Below are 24,793 nucleotides of genomic sequence, written 5' to 3' on the forward strand. Positions count from 1 at the left end.
CCGACCGCAACGCGCCCTGCCTTATGCGCCTTCGGTCTCGGTCAGTGCGCGCAGGTACTCTCGGCTCCACCAGTGCACATCCTGCGCGCGGATGCGCTCCAGCAGTTTCTGGTGGCGCTGCTGGCGCTCGGCCAGCGGCATGTGCAGCGCCTGCTGGATCGCCTGCGCGGTGGCGCGCGTGTCGTAGGGATTGACCAGGAGCGCCTCGCGCAGCTGCTCGGCCGCGCCGGCAAAGCGCGACAGCACCAGCACGCCCGGATCCTCCGGGTCCTGCGCGGCGATGAATTCCTTGGCCACCAGGTTCATGCCGTCGCGCAGCGGCGTCACCAGCGCCACGCGGCTGGCGCGGCACAGCCCGGGCAGCCGCTTGCGCGCGGTAGTGCGATGGATATAGCGCACCGGCATCCAGTCGAGCTCACCGAACTCGCCGTTGATCGAGCCGCTCAACTGCTCCATCTCGCGGCGCAGGTCGACGTAGGCGTCGACCGATTCGCGCGACGGCGCGGCGATCTGCACCAGCGTTGCGCTCGAGCGGTTCTCGGGGTACTCGGCCAGCAGCCGGTAGAAGGCCTTGAGCCGCTGCGGCAGGCCCTTGGAATAGTCGAGCCGGTCGATGCCCAGCAGCAGCCGGCGGCGCGCGTATTGCGCGCACATCATCTCGTAGGTTTCCTGCGCTTCCTCGCCGCGGCCCAGTTCCATGAACTCGTCGACGTCGATGCCGATCGGGAACGCCTGCGCGCGTACCGTGCGGTGGAAGGCGCGGTAGCGGTGCTCGCCCATCGGCTCGGCCTGCGCTTCGGCCTGCACGTAGCGCGAGAAATGCTCGACGTCGGCATGGCTCTGGAAACCGAGCAGGTCGTAGGCGAACAGCGCGCGCATCAGCCACTCGTGCTGCGGGATCGCGGCCAGGATCAGCGGCGGTGGCAGCGGCACGTGCAGGAAGAAGCCGATCTTCTGCCCGCAGCCGATCGCGCGCAGCTCGGACGCCAGCGGGATCAGGTGGTAGTCGTGGATCCAGATGATGTCGTCGGGCTGCAGCAGCGGCGCCAGCTTGCGCGCGAACAGTTGGTTCACGCGCCGGTAGCCGTTGAGGAAGTTGGAATCGAAATCGGCCAGGTCGAGCCGGTAGTGGAACACCGGCCACAGCACGCCGTTGCTGTAGCCCAGGTAGTAGGCGTCGTGGTCCTCGCGGCTCAGGTCGACGGTGGCCAGCGTGACGTTGCCGGCCTGCTGCAGGTGCAGGTCGCCTTCGCCGGGCGTGCCACCCTGGGCGGTTTCCAGCGCCTTGCCGCTCCAGCCGAACCACAGGCCGCCGGTCTGCCGCAGGGCCTCGGACAGCGCGACCGCCAGGCCGCCCGCGGCGACGTTGCGTGGATCTGCGACCCGGTTGGATACCGCTACAAGTCTTGGCATAGATGTTTTTCTTCAGTTCCTTGTTCTTGGTGCCGGCACTGCGTGCCGTGCGCGGATGCCGCCCCCACTCGTCCCGCGCCGCTCAGATCACCGTATCCCACGGCGCCGACAGCCGCATGGCGCCATTGATCAGGCCGACCATCGAATAGGTCTGCGGGAAGTTGCCCCACATCTCGCCGGTCACCGGGTGGGTATCCTCGGACAGCAGCCCGAGCGGGTTGCGCGCGGCCAGCATGGCCTCGAAGATTTCGCGCGCCTGGTCGCGGCGGCCGATGCGCGCGAGCGCATCGATGCGCCAGAAGGTGCAGATATTGAACGCAGTCTCGGGCTTGCCGAAATCGTCCGGGGCCTCGTAGCGGCGCATGTAGGGGCCATCGCACAGCGAAGTCTCCAGCGCCTTGACGGTGGCGATGAAGCGCGGGTCGCGCGGGTCGATGAAGTTGACCTCGGCCATCAGCAGCACGCTCGCGTCCAGTTCCCGCCCGCCGAAGCTTTCGGCGAAAGCCTGGCGCGACTCGCTCCACGACTCGGCCAGGATGCGCTCCTTCATGCGGTTGGCGTGGCCGTGCCAGTAGGCGGCGCGCTCGGGCAGGACCAGCTTTTCGGCCACCTTGGCGAGCCGGTCGCAGGCGGCCCAGCTCATCAGCGCCGACGAGGTATGCACGCGCGCCCGCGTGCGCAGCTCCCACATGCCGGCGTCGGGCGTGCCGAACACCCGCACCGCCTGCTCGCCGACCGCTTCGAGGCGGCCGAACTCGGCCGGGCCGCCGCGATGCAGCAGCCGGTGGTCATGGAAGGCCTGCGCCGCGCCCAGCACCACGTTGCCATAGACGTCGTGCTGGAAGTGCTCCTGCGCCTGGTTGCCGACGCGCACCGGCCCCATGCCGCGGTAGCCGGGCAGGTGGTCGAGCATGCTTTCGGGCAGTTCGCGCTCCAGGCCGATGCCGTACAGCGGCTGGATATGGCCGTCCTGCGACTGCATCACCACGTTGGAGAGCCAGCGCAGGTAGTCCTCCATGGTGCCGACCTCGGACAGGCTGTTGAGCGCGCGCACCACGAAGAAGGCATCGCGCAGCCAGCAGAAACGGTAGTCCCAGTTGCGGCCGCTGCCCGGCGCTTCCGGAATGCTGGTGGTCATGGCCGCGACGATGGCGCCGGTCTCTTCGTACAGCGACATCTTCAGCGTGATGGCGGCGCGGATCACCGCATCCTGCCATTCGCGCGGCACCGCCAGGCGGCGGCTCCACAGCCGCCAGTAGGCGGTGGTCTCCTGCTCGAAATCGCGCGCGGTCTCGTCCACGCCGTGCGCCAGGGTCTCGTCCGGGCCCAGGATGAAGTTATGCCCGCGCGTGACCAGGAACGGCGTATGCGACAGCACGTAGGCGAGCGGCGCGTCGGTGGTCATGCGCAGGGTCATGTCGTCGCCGATGTAGCGCACGTGGCTGCTGCCGCGCGTGATCTGCGGCGCCTTGCGGCCCCATTCGAAGCGCGGTGCCACCACCACGCGCACGCGCGGCGCGCCGCGCACCGGGCGCATGCGGCGGATCAGCGTGGTCGGGCGGAAAAAGCGCCCGAGCCGGAAAAAGCGCGGGGCGAAATCGGTGATCTCCAGGCAGTTGCCGTGGATGTCCGTCAGCCGCGTGCGCAGCACCGCGGTATTGGGCTCGTACCACTGCCGCGACGAGTGGAAGTCCTCGATCTCGATCGAGAAATGGCCGGCGTTCTCGCTCGGGTCCAGCAGCGCATTGAACACCGGGTCGCCGTCGAAGCGTGGCAGGCAAGACCAGACGATGCGGCCGCGGCAATCGACCAGCGCCGAGATGGCGCAGTTGCCGATCATGCCAAGCGACAGCGACGGGTTGGCGAAGCGCGTGCCGCCGTCGACGGTTCGGTTCACGCCTTCGGTCGGCGGCTTGCCCAGCTCGGCCGGGCTGCTCGGGTTGGTCACGGCAGGTTCTCCGTTACGATGTCGTGGGGCGCCGGCCCCGGCCTGGCCCGGCTTCGTGTGGCACGGCGCGCGGTGCGCCGGCGCTTGCGGATGACGCCAGCGCATGCGCCGAGCGGTGCAGCCAGCTGCGCAGCGCCGCCGGACCGGGCACGCTCACCGCGGCGACGGTCTCGCGCTGGCCCACCAGCACGCCCAGCCCGCCCAGCTTGCGCACCGCGGCGAAGCCGGGCTCATCGGTCATGTCGTCGCCGGCAAAGAGCGGCACACGCTCGGCAAACGGCGCAGCCTTCATGAAGGCCGCGATGGCATCGCCCTTGTCGACGCCGGCCGGCTTGATCTCGACCACCATCTTGCCGGGCAGCGCTTCCAGGCCGACGGCATGGCGCAATACGTCAGTGACCGCGGCATCGACAATGCCGGCGAGCTCGGGCGCCTGCCGGTAATGGATCGCGACCGCGACCGACTTGCGCTCCAGCCGCAGCGCCGGATAGGCGCGCACCAGCGCTTCCAGGTGGGGAATCAGCGGTTCGAGCCCGGGGGCGTGGGTCTTGGACACCATGCCGCCGTCGGTGCGGAATTCGGCGCCGTGGATGCCGGCCGCGGGCAATTGCAGCGGCTGCAGGAAGTGGTCGAGTTCGATGATGGGCCGCCCGGAGATGACGGCCAGCGCGCCGTCCAGACGCTGGTACAGCGTGCGCAGCGTGCCGACCAGTTCTGGTTCGACCTGCACCAGTTCGGGCCGCGGGGCCAGGTCGGCCAGCGTGCCGTCGAAGTCGAGAAACAGGGCGGTATTGGGTTCGATTAGCGGTAGCTGTGGCATCGCGTGAAACCGTAACACGTCGTTTTGACCGGCGTCCACCGGGCGCCGTCCTACATGGCGCAAGCGCAACCCGGCGCCGATGCAAGTCCGGCGCCAGCCCGGCCGGCCTACGCACCCTGCGCGAGTGAATGCCGCTCCACTCCGCCGCATCGCCTGCTGCGTCGCGCTTCGGCCGCCAGGCGGCGACTGCGCCGCCCCGCCCCGGTACGCCAGGCCGGCATCCTTTATCATTGACGGTTTCCGCCAGAATTTCCCGGCTTTTTTGCGCGCCTGCCGCGCGCGCGCCGGCCAGCCCCGAGACCATGACCCGCCAGTCCGCCGCCCGACCCGATTATTTGAAGAAAATCCTGACCGCCAAGGTCTATGACGTGGCACAGGAAACCGAACTGACCTATGCGCACCAGCTGTCGGCGCGCACCGGCAACTCGGTCTGGTTCAAGCGCGAGGACACCCAGCCGGTCTTCTCCTTCAAGCTGCGCGGCGCGTACAACAAGATGGCTTCGCTGTCGCCGGAAGAGCTCAAGCGCGGCGTGATCGCCGCGTCGGCCGGCAACCACGCCCAGGGCGTGGCGCTGGCGGCGGCCCGGCTGCAATGCAAGGCCATCATCGCCATGCCGGTGACCACGCCGCAGGTGAAGATCGACGCCGTGCGCGAGCGCGGCGGCCAGTGGGTCGAGATCATGCTGCACGGCGAGTCCTACAGCGACGCCTACAACCACGCCGCGGTGCTGGAGAAGAAGCACAAGCTCACCTTCATCCACCCCTTCGACGACCCCGAGGTGATCGCCGGCCAGGGCACCATCGCCATGGAAATCCTGCGCCAGCACCCGGGCCCGATCCATGCCGTGTTCGTCGCCATCGGCGGCGGCGGGCTGATCTCCGGCGTCGCCGCGTACATCAAGGCGGTGCGCCCGGAGATCAAGGTCATCGGCGTGCAGACGGTCGATTCGGACGCGATGAAGCGCTCGGTCGATGCCGGCAAGCGCATCGAGCTGAAGGAAGTGGGCCTGTTCTCGGACGGCACCGCGGTGAAGCTGGTCGGCAAGGAGACCTTCCGCGTCACGCGCGAACTGGTCGACGACATCATCCTGTGCGATACCGACGCGATCTGCGCGGGCGTGAAGGACGTGTTCCAGGACACCCGCAGCATCCTCGAGCCGGCCGGCGCGCTGGCGGTGGCGGGCCTGAAGGCGTACGCCGAGCGCGAGAAGCTCAAGGGCGAGCACCTGGTGGCGATCGCCTGCGGCGCCAACATGAATTTCGACCGCCTGCGCTTCGTCGCCGAACGCGCCGAGGTGGGCGAAGCGCGCGAAGGCGTGTTCGCCGTGACCATCCCGGAAGAGCGCGGCAGCTTCAAGCGCTTCTGCGAGCTGGTGGGGACGCGCAACGTGACCGAGTTCAATTACCGCATCGCCGACACCAGCATGGCGCATATCTTCGTCGGCGTGCAGATCGCCAGCCGCGCCGAGAACGACAAGATCGCCGCCAGCTTCCGCAAGCACGGCTTCGACACGCTCGACCTGTCCAATGACGAACTGGCCAAGCAGCATATCCGCTACATGGTGGGCGGGCGCTCGGCGCTGGCGCATGACGAACTGCTGTATCGCTTCGAGTTCCCGGAGCGCCCGGGCGCGCTGATGAAGTTCCTGTCGAGCATGAGCCCGAACTGGAACATCAGCCTGTTCCACTACCGCAACCAGGGCGCCGACACCTCCAACATCTTGGTCGGCATCCAGGTGCCCAAGAACGAGAAGCGCGCCTTCCGCGCCTTCCTTTCGACGCTGGGTTACGTACACTGGGACGAGACCGACAACCCGGTGTACAAGCTGTTCCTGTCCTGATCCCGCCGAGCGCCCCATGAGCCTTCCCGAACACTCGCCGCTGGGCAAGCCCTCGGCCTACAAGACCGAGTACGACGCCACCCTGCTGTTCCCGATCCCGCGCCAGCCCAAGCGCACCGAGATCGGCCTGCCCGAGGGCAGGCCGGTGCCGTTCTTCGGCGTCGACATCTGGAACGCGTACGAGCTGTCGTGGCTGAACCTGAAGGGCAAGCCGCAGGTGGCGCTGGCCACCTTCATCATCCCGTCGGACACGCCCAACATCATCGAGTCCAAGTCGTTCAAGCTCTACCTGAACTCGTTCAACCAGACCCGGATTGCCTCGCCCGAAGCGCTGCAGCAGCTGCTGCACCACGACCTGTCCGAAGCCACCGGCGGCACCGTGCAGGTGCGGCTGGTGACCGAAGCGGAGCTCGGCACGCAGAAGATGGGCGAGCTCGACGGCCTGCTGCTCGACCGCCTCGACATCGAGGTGGACCGCTACGAGCCCGCGCCGGAACTGCTCAGCGCCGACCAGGAAGAAACGCCGGTGGAAGAAACGCTGGTGTCGCACCTGCTCAAGTCCAACTGCCTGGTGACCGGCCAGCCGGACTGGGGCAGCGTGCAGATCCGCTACGTGGGCGCGCCGATCAACCAGGAAGGCCTGCTCAAGTACCTGATCTCGTTCCGCAACCACAACGAGTTCCACGAGCAATGCGTCGAGCGCATCTTCATGGACGTGATGCGCCAGTGCAAGCCGGTCAAGCTGGCGGTGTATGCGCGCTATACGCGCCGCGGGGGCCTGGACATCAATCCGTTCCGCACCAACTTCAATACGGCGTGGCCGGATAACAAGAGGAATGCGCGGCAGTAGGCTGCGTTTCCTCTTAGGTAATTCGCGACGGCCGGTTCTCTACCGCGCCGGTTTTCTCCCCCTCTCCCGCAAGCGGGAGAGGGGACCGTCCTGCGCCACGTGCAGCGGCAACGTTGCTTGCTGGCCTCGTTCAGAAAATCCCCGATACAGCACCCCTGACAACGCCGGCCATCCGTCCGCGCCCGAAGTTGTAACCGTCCTTGAATTAATTAACGCAAAAATTAATATGAGCTGAAACCCCAGTTCCGCCGAGCCAACCGCCATGCCCCGCAAACCCGCCTCTCCCAAGCCCGCCAGGCGCAGCCCGGGCCGACCGGCGGCGGGCCAGCCCGGCCAGCGCGAGCGCATTCTCGACGCGGCGACCGAGCTGTTCTCGCGGCAGGGCGTGGCCGGCACGCCGGTCAAGGCCATCGCGGCGCGGGCTGGCGTCACCCCGGCACTGGTGCACTACTATTTCAGCGACCGCGACCTGCTGCTCGATGCCGTGATCGAAGAGAAGGTGCAGCCGCTGGTGGCCCGCTTTTTTGCCGGCAGCGAGCCCGGCGATGAGCCGCTGGAGATGCTGGTCGGCATCGCCACCCGGCTGATCCTTGCGGTCGCCGAGGCGCCCTGGTTTCCCGGCCTGTGGATCCGCGAAGTGGCCAGCGATGACGGCGCGCTGCGCGAGCGCGTGCTCAAGCGCTTCGCGCTGGAACGCGCCGGCGCGCTGATGGCGCCGCTGGCGGCGGCGATTGCGCGCGGCCAGCTCAACTCCGGCCTGGAGCCGGCGCTGGTGGTGCCGTCGTTGATCGGGCTGACGCTGCTGCCGCTGGCCACCACGCATATCTGGCGCCGGCTGCCCGGCGCGGAAGCGGTCGATACCGATGCGCTGGTGCGCCATGTCACGGCGCTGTTGACGCATGGGCTGTCCGCGGCGCCGGCAACGGCGCAGCCAAGCACGCCCTCAGGCGCCGCCAAACGGAAGGGCCGCACGGCCCGGCATTCTCCGGAGTCCGCATGAACCAAGCTGCTTCCATCCATCGTCCGCGCCTGCGCACAGTGCTGCGCGGTACTGCGCTGCTCGGCGCCGCGCTGCTTGCCGCCGCTTGCGGCAACCCGCGCACCGATAGCTGGCAGGGCTACGTCGAAGGCGAATTCGTCAGCGTGGCCTCGCCCTTCGCCGGGCGCCTCGACGCGCTCTCGGTGCAGCGCGGCCAGCAGGTCGGCCAGGGCGCCGCGCTGTTCGCGCTGGAAGCCGACGACGAGCGCGCCGCGCGCCAGCAGGCCGAGGACCAGCTGCGCGCCGCCGAAGCCACGCTGCAGGACCTGAAGACCGGCAAGCGCCCGCTCGAAGTCGAGGTCAGCCGGGCCCAGTTGGCGCAGGCGCAGGCCCAGGCCCAGCGCAGCGCCGCGGCGTTGCGGCGCGACCAGCGCCAGTACGAGATCGGCGGCATCGCCCAGGCGCAGCTCGACGAATCGCGCGCGCAGGCCACAAGCGACGCCGCGCGCGTGCGCGAGCTGCAGCGCGATATCGACGTGGCGCGCCTGCCGGGCCGCGAGGCGCAGCAGGCGGCCCAGGCCGCGCAGGTGGCGGCCGCACGCGCCGCGCTGGCGCAGGCGCAGTGGAAGCTGTCGCGCAAGACCGTGGCCGCCACGCAGGCCGGGCTGGTCTACGACGTGCCCTACCGCCTGGGCGAATGGGTGCCCGCGGGCAGCCCGGTGGTGCGCATGCTGCCGCCGGGCAACGTCAAGGTGCGCTTCTATGTGCCGGAAACCGTGGTCGGCGCACTGCGCAACGGCCAGGCGCTGCAGGTGCGCTGCGACGGCTGCGCCGCGCCGGTGGCCGCCACCATCAGCTATGTCGCCAACGAGGCCGAGTACACGCCGCCGGTGATCTACAGCAACGAGACCCGGCGCAAGCTGGTGTTCCTGGTCGAGGCGCGCCCGTCGGCCGCCGACGCGCCCAAGCTGCGGCCGGGCCAGCCGGTGGAGGTGGTGCGGCAATGAACACGACCGCCAACCGCAACGGCAACAACCTCGGCCTCGCCATCGACGTGCGCGGCCTGAACAAGCACTTCGGCGACAAGCATGTCGTCAATGACCTCAGCATGCAGGTCGCGCGCGGCGAGATCTTCGGCTTCCTCGGCCCCAACGGCAGCGGCAAGACCACCTCGATCCGCATGATGTGCGGGCTGCTGACGCCTGACTCTGGCCAGGGCACCTGCCTGGGCTACGATATCCTGACCGAGGCCGACGAGATCAAGCGCCGCGTCGGCTACATGACGCAGAAGTTCTCGTACTGGGACGACCTGTCGATCCGCGAGAACCTCGACTTCGTCGCGCGCGTCTACGGCATGCCCAAGCGGCGCGAGGCGGTCGAGCGCGCGCTCGAAGAGCTGGGCCTGGCGACGCGCTCGGCGCAGCTGGCCGGCGCGCTGTCGGGCGGCTGGAAGCAGCGCCTGGCGCTGGCCGCGTGCCTGCTGCACGAGCCCGAGCTGCTGCTGCTCGACGAGCCCACCGCCGGCGTCGATCCCAAGGCGCGGCGCGACTTCTGGGAGCAGCTGCACCGGCTGGCCGCGCGCGGCATCTCGGTGCTGGTCAGCACGCACTACATGGACGAGGCCGAGCGCTGCCACAAGCTCGCCTATATCGCCTACGGCAGACTGCTGGCGCAGGGCACCGCCGATGAAGTGGTGGCGAGCCAGCGGCTGTCGACCTGGAGCGTGGAAGGCGACGACCTCGCGACGCTGTCGGCGCAGCTGCAGGGCGCGCCGGGCGTGGAGCAGACCGTGGCCTTCGGCACCGCGTTGCACGTGACCGGGCGCGATGCGCAGGCGCTGGCCGACACCCTCGCGCGCCTGGCGGGCCCTGGCCGGCGCATCGAACAGGCCCAGACCAGCCTGGAAGACGTGTTCATCCACATGATGAGCGGCGCCGAGGACAACATGGCGCGCAAGACCAGGGAGGCGTCATGACGCCCGCGTCGGCACGCTTCTCGCTGCAGCGCTGGTGGAGCATCGTGCTGAAGGAATTCCTGCAGCTGCGGCGCGACCGTGTCACCTTCGGCATGATCGTCGGCCTGCCGATCATGCAGCTGCTGCTGTTCGGCTTTGCCATCAATACCGATCCGCGCCAGCTGCCGACCGCGGTGATCGCTGCCGACCAGAGCGAGTTCACGCGTTCCTTCATCGCCAGCATGGAACAGTCGACCTACTTCAAGCTGGTCGGCACGCTGCCCGACGAGCAGGCCGGGCGCGAAGCGCTGATGAAAGGCGAGGTGCAGTTCGTGCTGACCATCCCGCCCGACTTCACGCGCCGGCTGCTGCGCGGCGAACGGCCCGCGCTGCTGGTCGAGGCCGACGCCACCGATCCGTCCGCCACCGGCCAGGCCATCGCCGCGCTGCCGCAGCTGCCCTACCGCGTGGCCACGCATGACCTGAAGGGCTCGCTGGCGCCACTGGCTGGTGGCAGGCCGCCTTTCGACGTGCAGGTGCAGCGGCTCTACAACCCGGAAGGCATCACCCAGTACAACATCGTCCCTGGCCTGATGGGCGTGATCCTGACGATGACGATGGTGATGATGACCGGCCTGGCGATGACGCGCGAACGCGAGCGCGGCACCATGGAGAACCTGCTGGCCACGCCGGTGCGGCCGCTCGAGGTGATGACCGGCAAGATCGTGCCGTACATCTTCATCGGCCTGATCCAGTCGACCATCGTGCTGCTGGCCGCGCGCTGGGTCTTCAGCGTGCCCTTTGTCGGCTCGGTGCTGGCGGTGTACCTGGCGGCGCTGCTGTTCATCGCGGCCAACCTGACCGTCGGCATCACGCTGTCGTCGCTGGCGCAGAACCAGCTGCAGGCGATGCAGCTGACCTTTTTCTACTTCCTGCCCAACATCCTGCTGTCCGGCTTCATGTTCCCGTTTGCCGGCATGCCGGGCTGGGCGCAGGCGATCGGCAACATCCTGCCGATGACGTACTTCCACCGCATGGTGCGCGGCATCCTGCTCAAGGGCAACGGCTGGTTCGAGCTGTGGCCCAATCTGTGGCCGATGGCACTGTTTATCGTGGTGGTGATGGCGATCGCGGTGCGCTTCTACCGGCGCACGCTGGATTGAAGGGGCTGGCCATGCAACGTCTTATCTTCCTGCTCGCCGCCGCGCTGCTGTGCGGCTGCGCAGTCGGGCCCGATTTCCACGCGCCGGCGCTGCCGGACGATGCCGGCTACGTGCCCGGTCCGCAGCCGGTGGCAACGGTTGCGGCGGACAGCGCCGACGCGCCGGGCCAGGCCCACGCGCAGACGCTGGCCACGGGCGCCGATGTCCCGGCGCAGTGGTGGACGCTGTTCCGCAGTCCGGCGCTGGACACCACCATCCGCGCCGCGCTCGCCGCCAGCCCGACCCTGGCGCAGGCCCGCGCGCGGCTGACGGAAGCGCAGGAGAACCTGGCCGCCCGCACCGGCGCGACGCGCTGGCCGGCCATCGACGCGAAGCTGGACACCGCGCGCCAGCAGGTCGATTTCCAGTCGCTGGGCATCACCGCCATTCCCAGCCCCGGCCCGTTCACGCTGTACGGCGCGACGGTGCAGGTGTCCTATGCGCTGGACCTGTTCGGCGGCCAGCGGCGCGAGCTGGAAGGCCTGCAGGCTGCGGTCGACTACCAGCGCTACGAGCTCGAGGCCGCGCGCCTGGCGCTGGCCGCCAACATCGCCACCGCGGCCATCCGCGAAGCCGGCCTGCGCGCGCAACTGGCCGACACCGCCGCGATGGTAGCGGCGCAGCAGCGCCAGCTCGGCATCACCGCGGCCCGCCTGCGCGCGGGCGGCGTGGCACGCGTCGAGGTGCAGCGCCGGCGCGCGGAGCTGGCGCAAACCCAGGCCCTGGTGCCGGCGCTGCAGCGCCAGCTCGATGCCACCCGGCACCAGCTCGCGGTCTACACGGGCCAGACCCCGGCCGCGGCCGCGCTGCCGGAATTCCATCTCGATGCCATGCACCTGCCCGACACGCTGCCGGTGAGCCTGCCCGCCACGCTGGCGCGCCGCCGGCCCGATATCCGCGCGGCCGAGGCGCTGCTGCACCAGGCCTCGGCCAATATCGGCGTGGCCACCGCCAACCTGTATCCGCAGGTCACGCTGAGCGCCAGCGGCGGCACCCAGGCCACCGCGGCGCGCGACCTGTTCAGCAGCCTCAACGTCTGGAGCCTGGCTGCCGGCCTGGTGCAGCCGGTATTCCGCGGCGGCGAACTGCAGGCCCGCAAGCGCGCGGCGGAAGCGGCGTATGAGCAATCGCTCGCCGCATACCGGCAAGCGGTGCTGCAGGGCCTGCAGAATGTCGCCGACGCCCTGCGCGCGCTCGAGGCCGACGCCGCCGCGCTGCGCGAACGCGCCGACAGCGCGCGGCAGGCGCGCGATACGCTGGCGGTGGTGTCGGAACAGTACCGGCTCGGCGGCGTCAGCCAGCTGGCGCTGCTGGACGCCGAGCGGCAGTCGCGCCAGGCCGCGCTGGAACTGGCGCAGGCGCGCGCCGACCGGCTGGCGGATTCGGCGGCGCTGCTGCAGGCGCTGGGGGGTGGGTGGTGGCAGGAGCCGCCAGACACGAACACGGCGGCGCTGTCATCACGCTAGCGCGGCAGCGCCAATGGCATTCACTTCCTGTCGGTCTGGGTGTACCAGTAGGTACGCTTGCGCTTGCCGATGCCCGGCGGCGAGATCTTCTGCGCGCCCAGCGACGAAGTATTGTCGCCGCCCCCGGGACCGGTCTGGTTGCCGCCGCCGATCAGCACCGGCACGTTGCTGGTGTTGCCTGACTGGTCCGTGACGGCAACCACGCCGAACACCGGCGACGGCGGCAAGCCACCATTGTTGAACACCACGTGGCGGTTGTTGTTGATGCCCTTGCCGGTCAGGAACGACACCGCATACCCGCGGGCGGTGCCAAGGTCGGGATAGCAGGCGCCGGCCTTGGGAACGCTTGGCTGGTTGGTCCCGAAGTAGGTATAGCCGGCCACGGTGAGGGGTGCGTTGACCACCTTCTCGCCGGCGCCCAGGGTCAGGTAGAACCCTTTTGCGGTGGTCGCATCGGCATATTCGGTGGTGGTGGCGTCGAACAGGCTGCTCTCGGTCAGCGGCGTCCAGGTCGATGGCAAACCGCCGGTGAGCGCGGTGTCCTTCAGCATGTAGAACCGGTTGACGACGTTGTAGGCCAGTCCCGGCGTGGTGCTGGTGGTGTATAGCGGATGCTCGCGGTCGCCACTGCCGATCATCACCGCATCGTAGGCCCCGGTGGTGATGACGTCGGGCGGGTACATGAACTTGCGCGCGTCATTGGTATCCTGTGCGCCGCCCAGCGCGGCGAACTTGCCCAGCGTCCACGCCGCCGGCCCGGTGCCGGCCGCCGTCTCGAAATCGAGCCGCCAGATATTGCCGCCGACGTCGCCGACATAGCCCTTGTCGATCAGCGCGTCGCCGTTGCGATCGACCACCGCCACGTCGGACGGGATCGCGCGGCTCATGCCGGCCGGCGTGCTGCAGACCGTGTCGGCGAGGCCGGAGCAATTCGCCAGCCAGGCGCGCACCACATTCCCTTCGAACGCGTCGAAGACAATGACACCGCGCCCCTGCGCGCCGCTGCTGCCGCCCATCGACGGCTCCGCGTCCTCGCCCGGATCGTAGCCGGCACCCATCACCACCAGCGGGTTGTCATAACCCTTGACGCGGATCACGCGCGGTTGCGACCAGGTCTGGCCGAGTTCGGCAATCGCGCTGCTGTCGGATTTCCACAAGAACTGCGGCGCCATCGGATCGGTCACGTCCAGCGCATAGACCAGCCGCCCGCCGCGGCGCGCGGTCAGGTAGATCACCACACGCGGCTTCGACGGGTCGCGCAGGTCCTGGTACACCGTAGTGGTGCCGTCGAAAAAGTAGTCGCGCGGCCTGGCGCCAGAGCCCGTCGGCGATCCGCTCAACTGCACCTCCGGCGCGTTGGTATAGAGCCGGCCGAGCTTGCCGTAAAACTCCGGCGGGACGAAGCCCCACAGTTCCCCGCCCGGACGCACGCCGCCGATGCCAGTGCCCTGGTTGCCGTTGACCGCATGGAACACGCCATCGTTGGCGCCGTAGAACACCACCACGCCGGTACTGCCGCCGTAGTTGATCACCACCGGCCGTGAATGCAGTACGTCGCCGTGGATGGAACCGCGCACCGTCACGTCCCCGCCCGGACCCGCCTGGAGTTCCTTGCCGGCCACCGTGCTTTCCTTGAGCGCATACACGTCGCGGCCGCGCACCCAGTTGATGAGATTGGCGACATCGCCCGCGGTGCTGTTCAGCGCCGACTGCCCGGTCGCGCCGGTCAGCGCGGCATTGCCAGTATCGAACGACACCAGCGCCTTGCTGGTCTTGCTGCAGCCACCGCTGGGGCAGGTATAGAGCTTGCGCGCCGACTGGTCCCTGATGATTTGCGCACGCAGCATCTCGCCCGCGCCGCCCTTCTCGACGATCTCGCCGTCGCCGCCAACGGTGCCGCTGACACCGTCGGCTGAATCCAGCGCGCCCGCGGCGCCCGATGGACTATTGACCCAGAAGCCCTTGGCCGGCCACCCCGCCACGGCGCTGCCGGTATAGCTGTTGCCGCTGAATCCCTGGGGCGGCTCGGCGGTCCAGAAGCTCTTGGCGTTGGGCGAGATGAAACCCGTACCGGCACTGCTGATCGCACTCTGCTGGTTTGGCCCGGGCGGATTGGCGTCCAGCACCACGATCTGGTTCTTGTTGTCGTAGCCGAGCTTGTACTGCTTCAGGTTGCCCATCCACCGCGGCGCCGCGGTGGCGTCGGGCCGGAACATGCCGATATAGATCTGGTTCAGGTACGAACCCTGCCCGTTGACGCTGACCGGCAGGCTCACCGACGAGAACACGTTGTTGATCGCCTGCATCTCGTTGAAGATCTGCAGCAAGGCGTCGACCATTGCCTGGACATCGCCGAGCTCGACCACATAGCGCTTGCCGCCGGCGTTGTCGGCCATGCTGCGGGTCGATTCGACATAGTCCGGGTTCCTGCCGTCGGTGACCGCAATCGTGTAGGTGATGATGTTCTGGTTGTTGTCGAGATTGCCGTTGATGTCGGTCTCGTACATGAACCGTGCCCACTCATCGCCCCAGTTGCTGGCGTACTTGTCCTTGCCGGCCTCGAGCTTGAGCGGGGTCAGCTGCCTGGTCGTGGCACCGGCCGACACCAGCGCGTCGTAGGCCACCGACCCGGTGTCCTGCGGCTTGCCGTTGTTGACCGCATTGGCGATATAGATGACGAAGTTCTTCTGGCACGGATTGGTGATGGGCGAGGTGTACTGCGTGCCCGACAAGCCCCTCCTGCCTCCGAAGAAGGCCCACGCCTCCTGCATGCCGGCGCCGACCTGCGAATTGTTGGAGTTGTCGGCCTGGCGATCGATGGTCGTGATGTACTTGAGGAATTCGGCGCCGTTCGTGGCGTTCATCACCGGCAGCGTGTACGGGGCCGCGGCAGGATAGCTAAACCTGCCACCGACATTGTTGCCGATGCCGAACATCATCAGCCCCATATTGATGTTGCCGGTCAGCTGCGGGTTGGTCACCAGCGTGTTGACCGCGCGGTACAGCGCGCACTGGATGGCGCCGACATCGGTGCCCGCGTTGTTGGCGCTGACCACGCTGGCGCCGTTCGCGTCGACGGCATCGCATCCCTTGATGGTGGTCGATGCATTCCACGTCGAGGCATTGTCCAGCAGCAACAGGACATTGGGCTTGGTGCCGGCATTGGTCTGCAGGCCGGTGAACAGGTCAATGTCTTCCGCCTGTGCGCCTTGCCATCCGGCGAAGGTCAGCAGCATGGCAAAGCCGGCATGCGCGAAACAGGTGCGCAGGCGAAGGGTCATGTTCGAGGCGCAACGGCGGCGGGCAGGGTTCGTCATGCGGATTCCCGTGCAAGGCATGGTGAAAGGGTGGCGCTGCGGCTTCGACGTCACGGGCATGCCGAGCCGGTCGGCATCCGCACCGCCACACCCTGGTGGACGGTGGCCGCGGCACCCGTGCCGGCGGCGTCGTTCACCGTGGCGGCGACGTCCCACTGGGTGGCATTGCACAGCGAATTGCCGGCGTTGTTGCCGGCCGTGACGATGCCGGTGTTCTGCACGTTGCTGCCGACGAAGCAGGACACGTCGTCGGGGTCGGCCAGGTCCAGCTCGACGTTCTTCATCGGCTTGCTGGCTACGCACTCCGGCTTGACTACCTGGGCGACGTAGTCGGCCTTGCCGTCGGCGCTGACGTCCACTGGCACACTGAGCGCCGTGGGTGCCTTGGTGAAGTCGTCCGAGATCACCTGTTCAATGGCCTGCTGTGCGACGTCGCGCGCCTCCATCGCGTTTTGCTGGTTGGCCGCCACCTTGACGTTGATCAGTCCGGAGTTGACCATCGCCACCGCGATCAGCAGGAACAACACCATGAACACCAGGGTCACGACCAGCGTGACCCCGGTTTGCCTGCGGCGCGGCGCCGTGCCGGATGACCTTTTCATTGCATGCCTTGACGATATCGGATGATGACGGGCTCGCCCTATTGCTCGCGCAGCCCGGCGACGTTGACCACGCGCGCCACCTGGGCGTAGACATGGCGCTTGTAGCCGTCATTGAAGGGGCCGCTCGCCACCGCGCGGCCCAGGTCATAGGTGCGGTTGTCCGCCTGGCCGCCGGACGGCCGCAGCGTGCGGGCCAGCACGTCGACACGCACGGTCGTGACGTTGCCCCAGTTGGCTTGCGCATTGGTCCAGTCGTAGCCCGGCACGACCGCACAGGTGGCGGCGTTGTTGGCGCCGGGGTCTTCCACATAGCAGTCGGCCGAGCCATTGCTGTCGAGATCCATGCCGTAGCGGACGTGCATGTCCTGCACGCCCTGCGCGACGGAGCGCGCCTGGAATGCGCCATTGACCAGCTCTGCCATCTTCAGGGTAGGAATGCCGTCGCCGCCGTTGGTGCAACGGTCACAACCGGCGAGGTAGAAGACGCGCACCACGGCCTGGCGCAGTTCCGCGGGCATGCTGGAATCGCAAGCCTTGGTGCGCAGCGGGAAGGCCGCGGCCGCACTGGCGTCGAAAACAAAAGACACACTGTCCTCGGGACAGGCGGAAACCTGCAGGTAGGGCACGCCGGGCACCGGCGCCCCCACGGGGGTGGTCGACACGCGCCGTACCACCAGCACTTCCGAGTTGGCCGACATATCCGGCAGGCACGGAGCCACCACGCCCGGGGCATAGCCGGCAAGGGCCAGCGGCACGGTGGTGCCCGCAACGAATCCCAATGCCGCTGGATCGGTCGCGCACAGCGCCGGACCCGCAAGGGTCGCGCCGCGCGCAATGCTGCCCACGCCGAAGAACCCCGCCAGCTCCACCTCGCGCCGGATCTGCTCCAGCGCATAGCGCCCGTTTTCCACCTGTTCGGCCGATTTGGCGAACTCGGTGCGCGACAGGCTGTTGGCGTAATACAGGCTGGCCAGCGCGGTCAGCAGCACCAGGCCAATGGTGATGCCGATCATCAGCTCGATCAGCGAGATGCCGCGCTGGCGGCGCAGGCGCGTGGCGCGGGCCCGGGATGATGGCACGGAAAAATGCGGCGCGGTCATGACACGGTCCCGAGGGTGCCGATGCGGATCTGCGTGCTGACCGCGCGGCGATAGGCGTCGTTGCCGTACTGGTCCTTGCCGCAGCCGAGCGCCGGCGCGGCGGTGGTGGCCAGCCCCTGCCACGCCACGGTAATGCGGTAGACCTGGTTGAGCGCGTCGACGGTCTCGATGCAGCCGCGCGCGCCGATCATCGCGCCCACGGCTTGCGCGGGATCGACTGCGCTGGCGCCCGGGCGCATCTCGGCGCTGCCGAGCAAGGCCGCGTTCCAGGCCTGCAGGTCGGCGTCGGCGGTGGCGTTCTGCGCGGCGCTGCCCTGGGTGCATGCGGCCGGCGGCGCGGCCGCGCTGCCCAGCTGCATGCCGGCGGCGCCGTTGGCATAGCACGCGGCCACCTGGCGGTTGGCGTTCAGGCGCGCGGCCATGTCCTGCAGCAGCGCCAGCGCCTGCACGCGCTGGTAGGACTCCATCTCGGTCTGGCCCGAGCGCGCCACCAGTCCGGCGGTGCCCAGCAGGGCCACCAGCAGGATCACCACCGCCACCAGCACTTCGATCAGCAGGAAGCCGGCCTGCGCGCGGCGCGCCGGCAGGCGCCGCCGCGACTTCGCGATGCGCGTCATGTGCAGGCTCCGTTGGTGGAGGCGATGCGGCCGGTCTCGCTGACCTGCACGCACACGCGCGTGGTGGCCGAGGTATCGCCGCCGGGCGCGAACTCGAACGTCATCGCCGCGCCGGTCAGCCGGCCGTCGTTGCCGACTGCCAGGCCGCCGGCCGCACTGGGCGTGATGGTCAGCCCGCGATAGGGCCCGAACGAACGTACCGTCTCGGCGCCCGCGCTCACCGTCCACCCTGCGGTCCAGGCGGCGCCGGCCGGTGCCAGCGAGACCGTGGCATTGCGCTTGACCGCTTCGCTGCGCGCCAGCACCAGCGCCGACGCCAGGTCGAGCGAGGCGCTGCGCACGCGCTGGCTGGCGATCAGCGCGGCGAAGGAAGGCGCCGCCGCGACTGCCAGGATCGCCAGCACCGACAACGCGCACAGCAGCTCGATCAGCGTAAAACCGCGGCGCACGCGCCGCCCCGGGTCGTTCGCATGGGAAGGGTTGGGCGGCATGGTCAGTTCCAGCAGTCGGTGCCGGCGCCCGACGCGGATTTGGCGCCGGCGCTGGTCAGCGTCAGCGTGCCGCAATCGGTGTCGCTGAGCTGGCTGCCCTTGGGCGTGGCGACGATACTGTAGCGCGGCGGCGGCGCCGCGCCCGGCGTCACCGTAACGTCGTAGCGCGTGGCCAGCCCGGCAGGCACCGACATGCCGAGCGCGCCGAGGCTGGCGGCATAGGCGCGGTTGTCGACCAGGAAGCGCTCCTGCGCGCCCGAGACCTCCAGCATGAAGGACTCGATCGCGGCGCGGTTGGAGCGCATGACGTAACGGCTGTAGTTGGGAATGGCAACGGCGGCAAGAATGGCGATGACCGCCACGGTGATCATGACTTCGATCAGCGTGAAGCCATGCGGCGGCCTGCCCCGGCATGGCATGCCGGCAGCCCCCTGAGTCCCGCCAGCCCGGATTCCTGCGTAGGATCCGACCCCCGGGATGACCCTGAATATGACCCGAAACGGCGGGTTGACCCTCCCACCGTGTCGCACTGCCGGGCTTCTATGTCCCATGCTCGCGCTCCGCTACTCATTATGTTCCGGACGACCGAATTCCGGAGGTTATGGCGCGGAGTGTAAGTCACGATCCGTTAAGTGGGTAAGGAAAATACGATGCCGGTGGACCGGCGTTGTAGCGAAGTGACAGTAGCGTGGCCGCCAGTCATCAGGGGTAAAGATTCCGGCCGGCGCGGACGTTAATCCGCCCGCCATCGCCCCGACGCGGTGCGCAGGCGACCGCGCCTGTGCAACAATCGTTACATCCTTGAAGCCGGAGCCACCATGCCGTCCGATCCAGCGCCGCCATCGCCGCCATCTTCGCCAGAGCCGCCCCATGACCTGGAGGCATTGCTGGAACTGCTGCGCCGCGGCTTTCCCGCCCTCAGCACGCAGTTCCAGGGCGGTGCCCGCTACCTGCTCGATCATCCGCAGGACGTGCCGGTGCTGTCGATGCGCAAGATCGCGGCCAGCGCCGGGGTGCAGCCCGCCACCCTGGTGCGGCTGTCGCAGCACCTGGGCTTCGAGGGCTGGCAGGCCATGCGCGAGCTGTTTGTCGACGCGCTGCGCGGCGGCACCCAGCCGTATGCGCGGCGCGCGCGCAAGGTGGTGCGCGAAAGCAGCGCCAGCCGCATGCTGGGCGAGATGCTCGAGGCGCAGCACCACAACCTGGACCGGATCGCCGCCAGCAACGAGAAGACGCTGCCGCAAGCCGCCGAGCTGCTGTCGCACGCGGCCTGCGTGCATGTGGCGGGCTTCCGCGCATGCTTCCCGATCGCCTTCACCTTCCACTATGTCTACCGGCTGTTCCGCAGCAGCGTGAACCTGATCCGCGCCGATGCCGGCACGCTCGAGATGGAGCTGCGCGGGCTGGCGCCCAAGGATGCGGTGGTGGTGGTCAGCTTCGCCCCGTACTCGCAGGAAAGCATCCGCGTGGCCGAGGCCGCGCGCGAGTGCGGCTGCAAGGTGATTGCGCTGACCGACAGCACGGTCGCGCCGATCGCGCTGGCCGCGGACTGCACGCTGCTGTTCTCGGTCGAAAGCCCGTCGTTCTTTCCGTCGATCACGGCCGGCGTGGCCGTGGTCGAGGCGCTGGTCGAACAACTGCTGGCGCGCAAGGGCAAGGGCGCCATCCGCGCACTCGAGCAGGCCGAGGGCGAATTGCATCGCACCGGCGCCTATGTGACGCCCGGGCACGGCTGAGCCCGCGGCCCGTTCGACAGCGCGGCCGGGCGCTTACTGTGTGCACTTCTCCCGGTACGCCTGCTGCAGCGATTTCTTCGGCCGGTCCCGTTCCAGCTCCGGCACCATGCGGCCCTGGGCGGTTTCGATGGCCGGCTCGGTGGCGCGGTACTCGCGCTTGGGCGCCTGCGCAATCTGCTCGGCGAGCGCGCGGCACTCGTCCGACTGGATGCTGGCCGGCGTCGCCGACGGGTCGGGACGGTAGGGGTTGGTGCCTTGCTGCACGGCTTCATCGATGGCGGCGGCGGCACCGCCCTGGTCCTGCCTCTGCGCATGCGCGCCGCCTGCCACCGCCAGGGCGCCAAGGGCGACCAGGGCGGCAATGCGGGTCAGGAATCGCTGGCGTCTTGGCATGATGCGATGTCTCCTCTGGCTCGACGGATTCTGGCAAATACCGCGAGCTTAATCGTTCCCGCGCGGCCTGGCACTACCGGCATTTGCGGCACTTGCGACATTACCAGCCTGCGGATCCTCCCCGGCTTCGGCGCGCTGCGCCGCCTCACGCCAGTCCTGGCGCTGGCGCCGCATCTGTCTCAGCGCCATGCGCGTCATGCTGGCCCACCCGGACGGCCGCGGATCGGCCAGCATGCTGAGCGCGCGCGCGTAATCCAGCGTCAGGCCCGGGGTCCAGGCCATGGTCTTGGCGCGCTTGCGGATCTGCGCCGCCACCCATAGCTCGGGTGTGGTGAGCAGGCGCCACAGCGGCCGCCAGCCCCGCGCCTGACGCCAGACCCGGGCCGATGCGCCTTCCAGCGCCGCTTCGAGCGCGTGCGAGACCGTGCTGGAGCAGTTGCGGTAGGTCAGGTTGTAGGTGGTGTCCTGCCGGTACGCGTCCCAGAAGCGGCGCAGGCGCTCGGGATCGTAGTTGCGGATGCGCACCTGTACCGTCGACGGGCACCAGGCGCGCGCCTCGGTCTGGTAGTCGGGCTGGAACTTGCCCGGCACGTCGTTCTCGCGGGTAGCGCGCAGGATGCGGGTGAATTCGTCGGGCGCGCGGTCGATCTCTTCGGCCGGGTACAGGCTGATGTAGATGCCTTCAGGCGATTCCAGCGCGGCATGGCCGGTGGAGATGACCCCGTCGCGGTCGACCGCGGCGATATAGCGGTCCACCAGCGGCTGGCGGCGCGCTTCGCCGCGGGCGGAGCCAACCGGGGTCCAGACGTGCACCGTGAGCGCATGCTCGCCGGGCCCGGGCGGGCCGTCCCACAGCGTCAGGTCGGGCGCGTCGCTGGCCGTGTGGAGCGTCTGCGCGGTATCGGCCGGCGCCGCATCGGCGGGGTCCATGCCGGGGTTGTGGTCCAGCCGGCGCAGGCGCGAGGCCAGCAGCAACAGGTTCCAGCCGCCGAAGATCAGCCCCAGGCCAAGGCAATACGGCACGGTGCCGACGTAGTGGGTCGGGTACGGCTGGTAGAAGAAGATCGCGACCAGGATCTCGAACATGCCCACGGCCATCGCCAGGCGCCAGGTGCGGAAGCGCACCACCCGCGCCGACACGATCTGCAGTAGCCCGTCGGCCAGGAACAGCGTGGCGAAGATCATCGACAGCACGAAGTGGCCGTGATGGTGGCCGGCCAGGATCAGCAAAGCGGCAAAGCAGAACGACACGCCCTTGACCTGGCGCAGCGTGCGCTGCCCGCCGATGCCGCTGCGCGCCACCACCAGCGTGGCCAGCCCTTCGAGCAGCAGCACCACCGCGAACGGCGTCATCGGGAAGTAGAGGGCGTTGTCCAGTGCATCGACGAACGCCACCACGCCCAGCAGCACGCTCACACAGCCCAGCCACAGCAGGCCGCGCCAGCGCGTGCGCAGGTAGTCGACGCCCAGCAGGATCATTACCAGTCTTGCCATGCCCGCTTATCCCCTTTTGTTGTTGGACGCCGCTTGTTGTTGGCCGCGGCCCGTGGTTTGAGCACAGACGCAATGCGCTGAGGAGGCCGGAACGATGCCGTCAGGCGCTAGCCGCGGCGATGCTCGCCGCCTTCGCCGCCCTCCTCGCGCTCCAGTTCCCAGTCGCGGCGCATCATGACGTAGGTGAACGAGGTGGACCAGCCGATCAGGATCAGGCCGACCAGCGGCTCGATACTGGCGATCAGGCGGCTGGCGCCCACCGGCACGATATCGCCCAGGCTCTGGGTGGTAAAGGTTTCCAGCGCGAAGTAGGCGTAGAGCAGCGCGTCCGGCTGCGCGCGCGCGGCCTCTACCCCGGGCACCGCCACCCCGGCCAGCCCGCCCAGCCCCAGCACGCGGTCGGCAAACCAGAAGCCCGCGGCGAACACCATCGCTTCGAGGCAATGGACCAGAATGATGCAGACGATCAGCACGCCGATATTCATGCGCCCGCTCCAGCGCCGCGGATGCATCGCGGACAGCAGGCGCAGCGCCTCGTAATGGATGCCGACCACCGTCACGGTCAGCACGGCGGCGCACAGCAGCGCCAGCGAATAATGTTCGGCGGAGGTTTCCATGCGCGGGGGCGCTCCCGTATGAGGTCAGTGCAATCGGGATGGTAAGGATCGGGCCGGGCAAAAAAAATGACGCCCTCCAAAATAACACCGGAGGGCGTGGGGGAAAACCAGGACGCGCTACGTGGCCCGCGCGCGTGGCGCGCCGGCGGCCCTGGCAGAGGGTCAGGAGACGGCCTGGCGGCCGCTGTTTTGCAGGGCGCGACGCGGCGCCGTGGTTCAGTTACCGGACTTGCACGACAGGTTCACGTACAGCCCGCCGCCCCAGTTGAAGCTGTTGTTGCCGCTGACCTGGACCTGGACCACGTCGTTGGCGGCCACCGGTGTGGTCGCCGGCGTCGAGCAGGTGCGCTCGCTGTTGTCGAGCACGCATTGCGACGCGTCGGTGATGGGCAGCACGTCGACCTGGTCCAGCGCCGTGCCGCTGGCGACACGGTGTGCCGTGACGGTGTACGCCGCCGTGGCGGGTACCTGGCCCGCCAGGATCGCGGTCAGGGTGAAGCCGCCCTCGCAGGCCACCGGCATCACCGCGCCAAAGTACGGGTCGCTGCTCTGCAGCGTCAGCCCGGTACCGGTCATGACATAGGTGCCGACGCCGCCCGGCGGCGCCGTGACGGCGAAGTTGGCGGTGTAGACGGTGGCGCCCGTGCCGGGCTCGCCGGGGTCGCCCTTGTCGCCCGTGTCTCCCTTCTCACATTGCTCGCCCTGTTCGCCCTTCTCTCCGGCAGGACCGGGCGCACCTGCAGGGCCCGCGGGCCCGACCGGGCCGGTCAGGCCGACCACCGAGATCCCCGCCGGCCACCCGTCCGCGTTCTTCGGCCCGAACAGCGTGTTGGTGGTGGTATTCAGGTAGAAACTGCCCACCGCGCCGTCCGCCGCGGTCGGATCGGCCGCGCCATGCAGCAGCGTGGCGCCCGGCGCCCCGGCCACGCCTTGCGGGCCGATCAGCGACACCCCGGCGGGCCACTCGCCGCCGGCTTTCGGGCCGTACAGCGTCGAGCTCGAGACATTAAGGTAGAAATCGCCATCGCTGCCCATGTCGGCGGTGGGCGCATTGGTGCCGGACAGGATCGTCTTGCCATCGGCGCCGGCAGGGCCGGGCGCGCTCGCGGCCGGGCCAGCCCCGGCGGTGGTGGAATCGCCACCGCCGCCGCCGCAACCGGCAAGCAGGATGGCAAGGCAGGCGAGCGGAAGCGCCGCGCGTTTCAGGTCGATCTGTTGCATGGTGGAAGCCCCCCGTTTTCATGGATTGAAGTCCCGGTGCGATGCCGGGTAGCTCCAATCTAGAAAGGGAGGCGACTGCGATAAATCGTGCATTGGCATGGGCTGTTTCAACCCTGAAGCGCCAGTCAGAACACAAAAAATGCCCTGGCCATTGCCATGCCCGTCAGTCGGGTCAGCCTGCAAAAAGGCCAGTGAAAATGCGAGACCAGACCATTGGAATGGCCCTGTGGGCGCCGGCGCCGGCTTCGGCCAAATGGTTGAATATCGGATGAATGGCGAACGGCAGGGCCGGAAAAAGGCCGGCGCGACAGCGTTCAAAGGAGAAACAAAACCGCGCGATTTACCCCTTCGAGAGGGTATATTCCGCGCCGCCCGCCGGCCTGCCGCCAATGGCGGTGCCATGCACTATGCTGAAGGCTCCAACAGTTCTGCGTGGAGGCCACCGTGCACAAGTTCCTTCCCATCGCCACCGCCATCGTGCTGTGTGGCGCCACCGGCATGGCATTCGCCCATAACTGTCCCAACGAGATGAAGGCCATCGATGCCAAGCTGTCGACCAACCCGAAGCTCTCGACCGAGGACGCCGCCAAGGTCTCCAAGCTGCGCGCCGACGGCGAGGCCTATCACAAGGCCGGCAAGCACGATGAATCGATGAAGTCGCTGCTCGAGGCGAAAAAGATCCTGGGCATCTGACAGCCGATGCCAGCCGCAAAAAAACCGCCACGCATCGGG

The 24,793-nt window shown here is 68.6% G+C and carries 22 protein-coding genes; 9 read left to right on the forward strand and 13 right to left on the reverse strand.

The annotated features are described in order from the left end of the window. Positions 1 to 21: 21 nt before the first annotated feature. The 3 genes from otsA to otsB form a co-directional block, all read right to left on the reverse strand. A complete protein-coding gene (gene otsA, locus MKD38_RS21140) occupies positions 22 to 1,413 on the reverse strand; it encodes an alpha,alpha-trehalose-phosphate synthase (UDP-forming) (RefSeq protein WP_018008747.1) in 1,392 nt (463 codons plus the stop codon). Between the two features lie 82 nt (positions 1,414 to 1,495). Continuing rightward, positions 1,496 to 3,361 carry a glycoside hydrolase family 15 protein gene (locus MKD38_RS21145; protein WP_252679665.1) on the reverse strand — a complete coding sequence of 622 codons (1,866 nt, stop codon included), beginning with the start codon at positions 3,359 to 3,361 and terminating at the stop codon, positions 1,496 to 1,498. Between the two features lie 13 nt (positions 3,362 to 3,374). Next, complete coding sequence (gene otsB, locus MKD38_RS21150; RefSeq protein ID WP_111518286.1) at positions 3,375 to 4,181, reverse strand: trehalose-phosphatase; 807 nt, start codon at positions 4,179 to 4,181, stop codon at positions 3,375 to 3,377. Between the two features lie 302 nt (positions 4,182 to 4,483). Between otsB and ilvA the strand changes: the two genes are divergently transcribed. From ilvA to MKD38_RS21185, 7 genes are all read left to right on the forward strand, one after another. After that, complete coding sequence (gene ilvA / locus MKD38_RS21155; RefSeq protein ID WP_252679666.1) at positions 4,484 to 6,022, forward strand: threonine ammonia-lyase, biosynthetic; 1,539 nt, start codon at positions 4,484 to 4,486, stop codon at positions 6,020 to 6,022. Positions 6,023 to 6,038: 16 nt separating this feature from the next. Then, a complete protein-coding gene (queF, locus tag MKD38_RS21160) occupies positions 6,039 to 6,872 on the forward strand; it encodes an NADPH-dependent 7-cyano-7-deazaguanine reductase QueF (protein ID WP_018008743.1) in 834 nt (277 codons plus the stop codon). Between the two features lie 262 nt (positions 6,873 to 7,134). After that, on the forward strand, positions 7,135 to 7,872 hold the full coding sequence (locus tag MKD38_RS21165) for a TetR/AcrR family transcriptional regulator (RefSeq protein WP_252679667.1): 738 nt from the start codon (positions 7,135 to 7,137) through the stop codon (positions 7,870 to 7,872). Next, positions 7,869 to 8,858: an HlyD family secretion protein gene (locus MKD38_RS21170; protein WP_252679670.1), complete on the forward strand. Its 990-nt coding sequence runs from the start codon at positions 7,869 to 7,871 to the stop codon at positions 8,856 to 8,858. The genes MKD38_RS21165 and MKD38_RS21170 overlap by 4 nt, the downstream gene beginning before the upstream one ends. Beyond that, the gene (locus MKD38_RS21175) at positions 8,855 to 9,826 is read left to right on the forward strand and encodes an ABC transporter ATP-binding protein (protein ID WP_252679672.1); all 972 of its coding nucleotides are present in this window, start codon (positions 8,855 to 8,857) and stop codon (positions 9,824 to 9,826) included. Before MKD38_RS21170 ends, MKD38_RS21175 begins: the two co-directional genes overlap by 4 nt. Continuing rightward, complete coding sequence (locus MKD38_RS21180) at positions 9,823 to 10,968, forward strand: ABC transporter permease (protein ID WP_252679674.1); 1,146 nt, start codon at positions 9,823 to 9,825, stop codon at positions 10,966 to 10,968. The genes MKD38_RS21175 and MKD38_RS21180 overlap by 4 nt, the downstream gene beginning before the upstream one ends. Positions 10,969 to 10,979: 11 nt before the next feature. Then, positions 10,980 to 12,473: an efflux transporter outer membrane subunit gene (locus MKD38_RS21185; RefSeq protein WP_252679675.1), complete on the forward strand. Its 1,494-nt coding sequence runs from the start codon at positions 10,980 to 10,982 to the stop codon at positions 12,471 to 12,473. A gap of 20 nt (positions 12,474 to 12,493) precedes the next feature. On the opposite strand, the gene MKD38_RS21190 is transcribed toward MKD38_RS21185, so the two are convergent. The 6 genes from MKD38_RS21190 to MKD38_RS21215 all read right to left on the reverse strand — a co-directional run bounded on the left by MKD38_RS21190 (position 12,494) and on the right by MKD38_RS21215 (position 19,019). Beyond that, positions 12,494 to 15,709: a pilus assembly protein gene (locus MKD38_RS21190; RefSeq protein WP_252679723.1), complete on the reverse strand. Its 3,216-nt coding sequence runs from the start codon at positions 15,707 to 15,709 to the stop codon at positions 12,494 to 12,496. A 131-nt stretch (positions 15,710 to 15,840) separates the two neighbouring features. Further along, positions 15,841 to 16,392 carry a pilus assembly PilX family protein gene (locus tag MKD38_RS21195; RefSeq protein ID WP_252679677.1) on the reverse strand — a complete coding sequence of 184 codons (552 nt, stop codon included), beginning with the start codon at positions 16,390 to 16,392 and terminating at the stop codon, positions 15,841 to 15,843. 38 nt (positions 16,393 to 16,430) lie between these two features. Next, positions 16,431 to 17,492 (reverse strand): PilW family protein, encoded by a 1,062-nt coding sequence (locus MKD38_RS21200; RefSeq protein ID WP_252679679.1) that lies wholly within the window; start codon positions 17,490 to 17,492, stop codon positions 16,431 to 16,433. Then, positions 17,489 to 18,109, reverse strand: a complete 621-nt coding sequence (pilV, locus tag MKD38_RS21205) for a type IV pilus modification protein PilV (RefSeq protein WP_252679681.1) — start codon at positions 18,107 to 18,109, stop codon at positions 17,489 to 17,491. The genes MKD38_RS21200 and pilV overlap by 4 nt, the downstream gene beginning before the upstream one ends. Further along, the gene (locus MKD38_RS21210; protein WP_252679683.1) at positions 18,106 to 18,600 is read right to left on the reverse strand and encodes a GspH/FimT family pseudopilin; all 495 of its coding nucleotides are present in this window, start codon (positions 18,598 to 18,600) and stop codon (positions 18,106 to 18,108) included. Before MKD38_RS21210 ends, pilV begins: the two co-directional genes overlap by 4 nt. 2 nt (positions 18,601 to 18,602) lie before the next feature. Next, complete coding sequence (locus MKD38_RS21215; RefSeq protein ID WP_252679692.1) at positions 18,603 to 19,019, reverse strand: type IV pilin protein; 417 nt, start codon at positions 19,017 to 19,019, stop codon at positions 18,603 to 18,605. A gap of 399 nt (positions 19,020 to 19,418) precedes the next feature. On the opposite strand from MKD38_RS21215, the gene MKD38_RS21220 reads away from it, so the two are divergent. Further along, positions 19,419 to 20,336, forward strand: coding sequence for a MurR/RpiR family transcriptional regulator (locus MKD38_RS21220; RefSeq protein ID WP_252679694.1), 918 nt, complete (start codon positions 19,419 to 19,421; stop codon positions 20,334 to 20,336). Between the two features lie 33 nt (positions 20,337 to 20,369). Here MKD38_RS21220 and MKD38_RS21225 read toward each other — a convergent pair whose 3' ends face one another. From MKD38_RS21225 to MKD38_RS21240, 4 genes are all read right to left on the reverse strand, one after another. Next, entirely contained in the window at positions 20,370 to 20,729 is a 360-nt protein-coding gene (locus tag MKD38_RS21225) for a hypothetical protein (protein WP_252679695.1), read from the reverse strand. A gap of 48 nt (positions 20,730 to 20,777) precedes the next feature. After that, positions 20,778 to 22,223, reverse strand: coding sequence for an HdeD family acid-resistance protein (locus MKD38_RS21230; protein ID WP_252679703.1), 1,446 nt, complete (start codon positions 22,221 to 22,223; stop codon positions 20,778 to 20,780). Between the two features lie 107 nt (positions 22,224 to 22,330). Then, positions 22,331 to 22,840, reverse strand: a complete 510-nt coding sequence (locus MKD38_RS21235; protein ID WP_252679705.1) for an ion channel — start codon at positions 22,838 to 22,840, stop codon at positions 22,331 to 22,333. A gap of 216 nt (positions 22,841 to 23,056) precedes the next feature. Next, positions 23,057 to 24,061: a collagen-like protein gene (locus MKD38_RS21240; protein ID WP_252679707.1), complete on the reverse strand. Its 1,005-nt coding sequence runs from the start codon at positions 24,059 to 24,061 to the stop codon at positions 23,057 to 23,059. 444 nt (positions 24,062 to 24,505) lie between these two features. Between MKD38_RS21240 and MKD38_RS21245 the strand changes: the two genes are divergently transcribed. Beyond that, positions 24,506 to 24,754, forward strand: a complete 249-nt coding sequence (locus MKD38_RS21245) for a PA2433 domain-containing protein (RefSeq protein WP_116381887.1) — start codon at positions 24,506 to 24,508, stop codon at positions 24,752 to 24,754. The last annotated feature ends 39 nt before the right edge of the window (positions 24,755 to 24,793 follow it).

This window comes from Cupriavidus sp. WGlv3 (assembly GCF_023952475.1).
Classification (GTDB): Bacteria; Pseudomonadota; Gammaproteobacteria; order Burkholderiales; family Burkholderiaceae; genus Cupriavidus; species Cupriavidus phytorum.

Coding starts and splice junctions, on each gene's coding strand:
- otsA (WP_018008747.1), bottom strand. CDS start 1,413: ATGCCAAGACTTGTAGCGGTATCCAACCGGGTCGCAGATCCACGCAAC.
- otsB (WP_111518286.1), bottom strand. CDS start 4,181: ATGCCACAGCTACCGCTAATCGAACCCAATACCGCCCTGTTTCTCGAC.
- ilvA (WP_252679666.1), top strand. CDS start 4,484: ATGACCCGCCAGTCCGCCGCCCGACCCGATTATTTGAAGAAAATCCTG.
- queF (WP_018008743.1), top strand. CDS start 6,039: ATGAGCCTTCCCGAACACTCGCCGCTGGGCAAGCCCTCGGCCTACAAG.
- MKD38_RS21165 (WP_252679667.1), top strand. CDS start 7,135: ATGCCCCGCAAACCCGCCTCTCCCAAGCCCGCCAGGCGCAGCCCGGGC.
- MKD38_RS21170 (WP_252679670.1), top strand. CDS start 7,869: ATGAACCAAGCTGCTTCCATCCATCGTCCGCGCCTGCGCACAGTGCTG.
- MKD38_RS21175 (WP_252679672.1), top strand. CDS start 8,855: ATGAACACGACCGCCAACCGCAACGGCAACAACCTCGGCCTCGCCATC.
- MKD38_RS21180 (WP_252679674.1), top strand. CDS start 9,823: ATGACGCCCGCGTCGGCACGCTTCTCGCTGCAGCGCTGGTGGAGCATC.
- MKD38_RS21185 (WP_252679675.1), top strand. CDS start 10,980: ATGCAACGTCTTATCTTCCTGCTCGCCGCCGCGCTGCTGTGCGGCTGC.
- MKD38_RS21190 (WP_252679723.1), bottom strand. CDS start 15,709: ATGCTGCTGACCTTCGCCGGATGGCAAGGCGCACAGGCGGAAGACATT.
- MKD38_RS21195 (WP_252679677.1), bottom strand. CDS start 16,392: ATGAAAAGGTCATCCGGCACGGCGCCGCGCCGCAGGCAAACCGGGGTC.
- MKD38_RS21200 (WP_252679679.1), bottom strand. CDS start 17,492: ATGACCGCGCCGCATTTTTCCGTGCCATCATCCCGGGCCCGCGCCACG.
- pilV (WP_252679681.1), bottom strand. CDS start 18,109: ATGACGCGCATCGCGAAGTCGCGGCGGCGCCTGCCGGCGCGCCGCGCG.
- MKD38_RS21210 (WP_252679683.1), bottom strand. CDS start 18,600: ATGCCGCCCAACCCTTCCCATGCGAACGACCCGGGGCGGCGCGTGCGC.
- MKD38_RS21215 (WP_252679692.1), bottom strand. CDS start 19,019: ATGCCATGCCGGGGCAGGCCGCCGCATGGCTTCACGCTGATCGAAGTC.
- MKD38_RS21220 (WP_252679694.1), top strand. CDS start 19,419: ATGCCGTCCGATCCAGCGCCGCCATCGCCGCCATCTTCGCCAGAGCCG.
- MKD38_RS21225 (WP_252679695.1), bottom strand. CDS start 20,729: ATGCCAAGACGCCAGCGATTCCTGACCCGCATTGCCGCCCTGGTCGCC.
- MKD38_RS21230 (WP_252679703.1), bottom strand. CDS start 22,223: ATGGCAAGACTGGTAATGATCCTGCTGGGCGTCGACTACCTGCGCACG.
- MKD38_RS21235 (WP_252679705.1), bottom strand. CDS start 22,840: ATGGAAACCTCCGCCGAACATTATTCGCTGGCGCTGCTGTGCGCCGCC.
- MKD38_RS21240 (WP_252679707.1), bottom strand. CDS start 24,061: ATGCAACAGATCGACCTGAAACGCGCGGCGCTTCCGCTCGCCTGCCTT.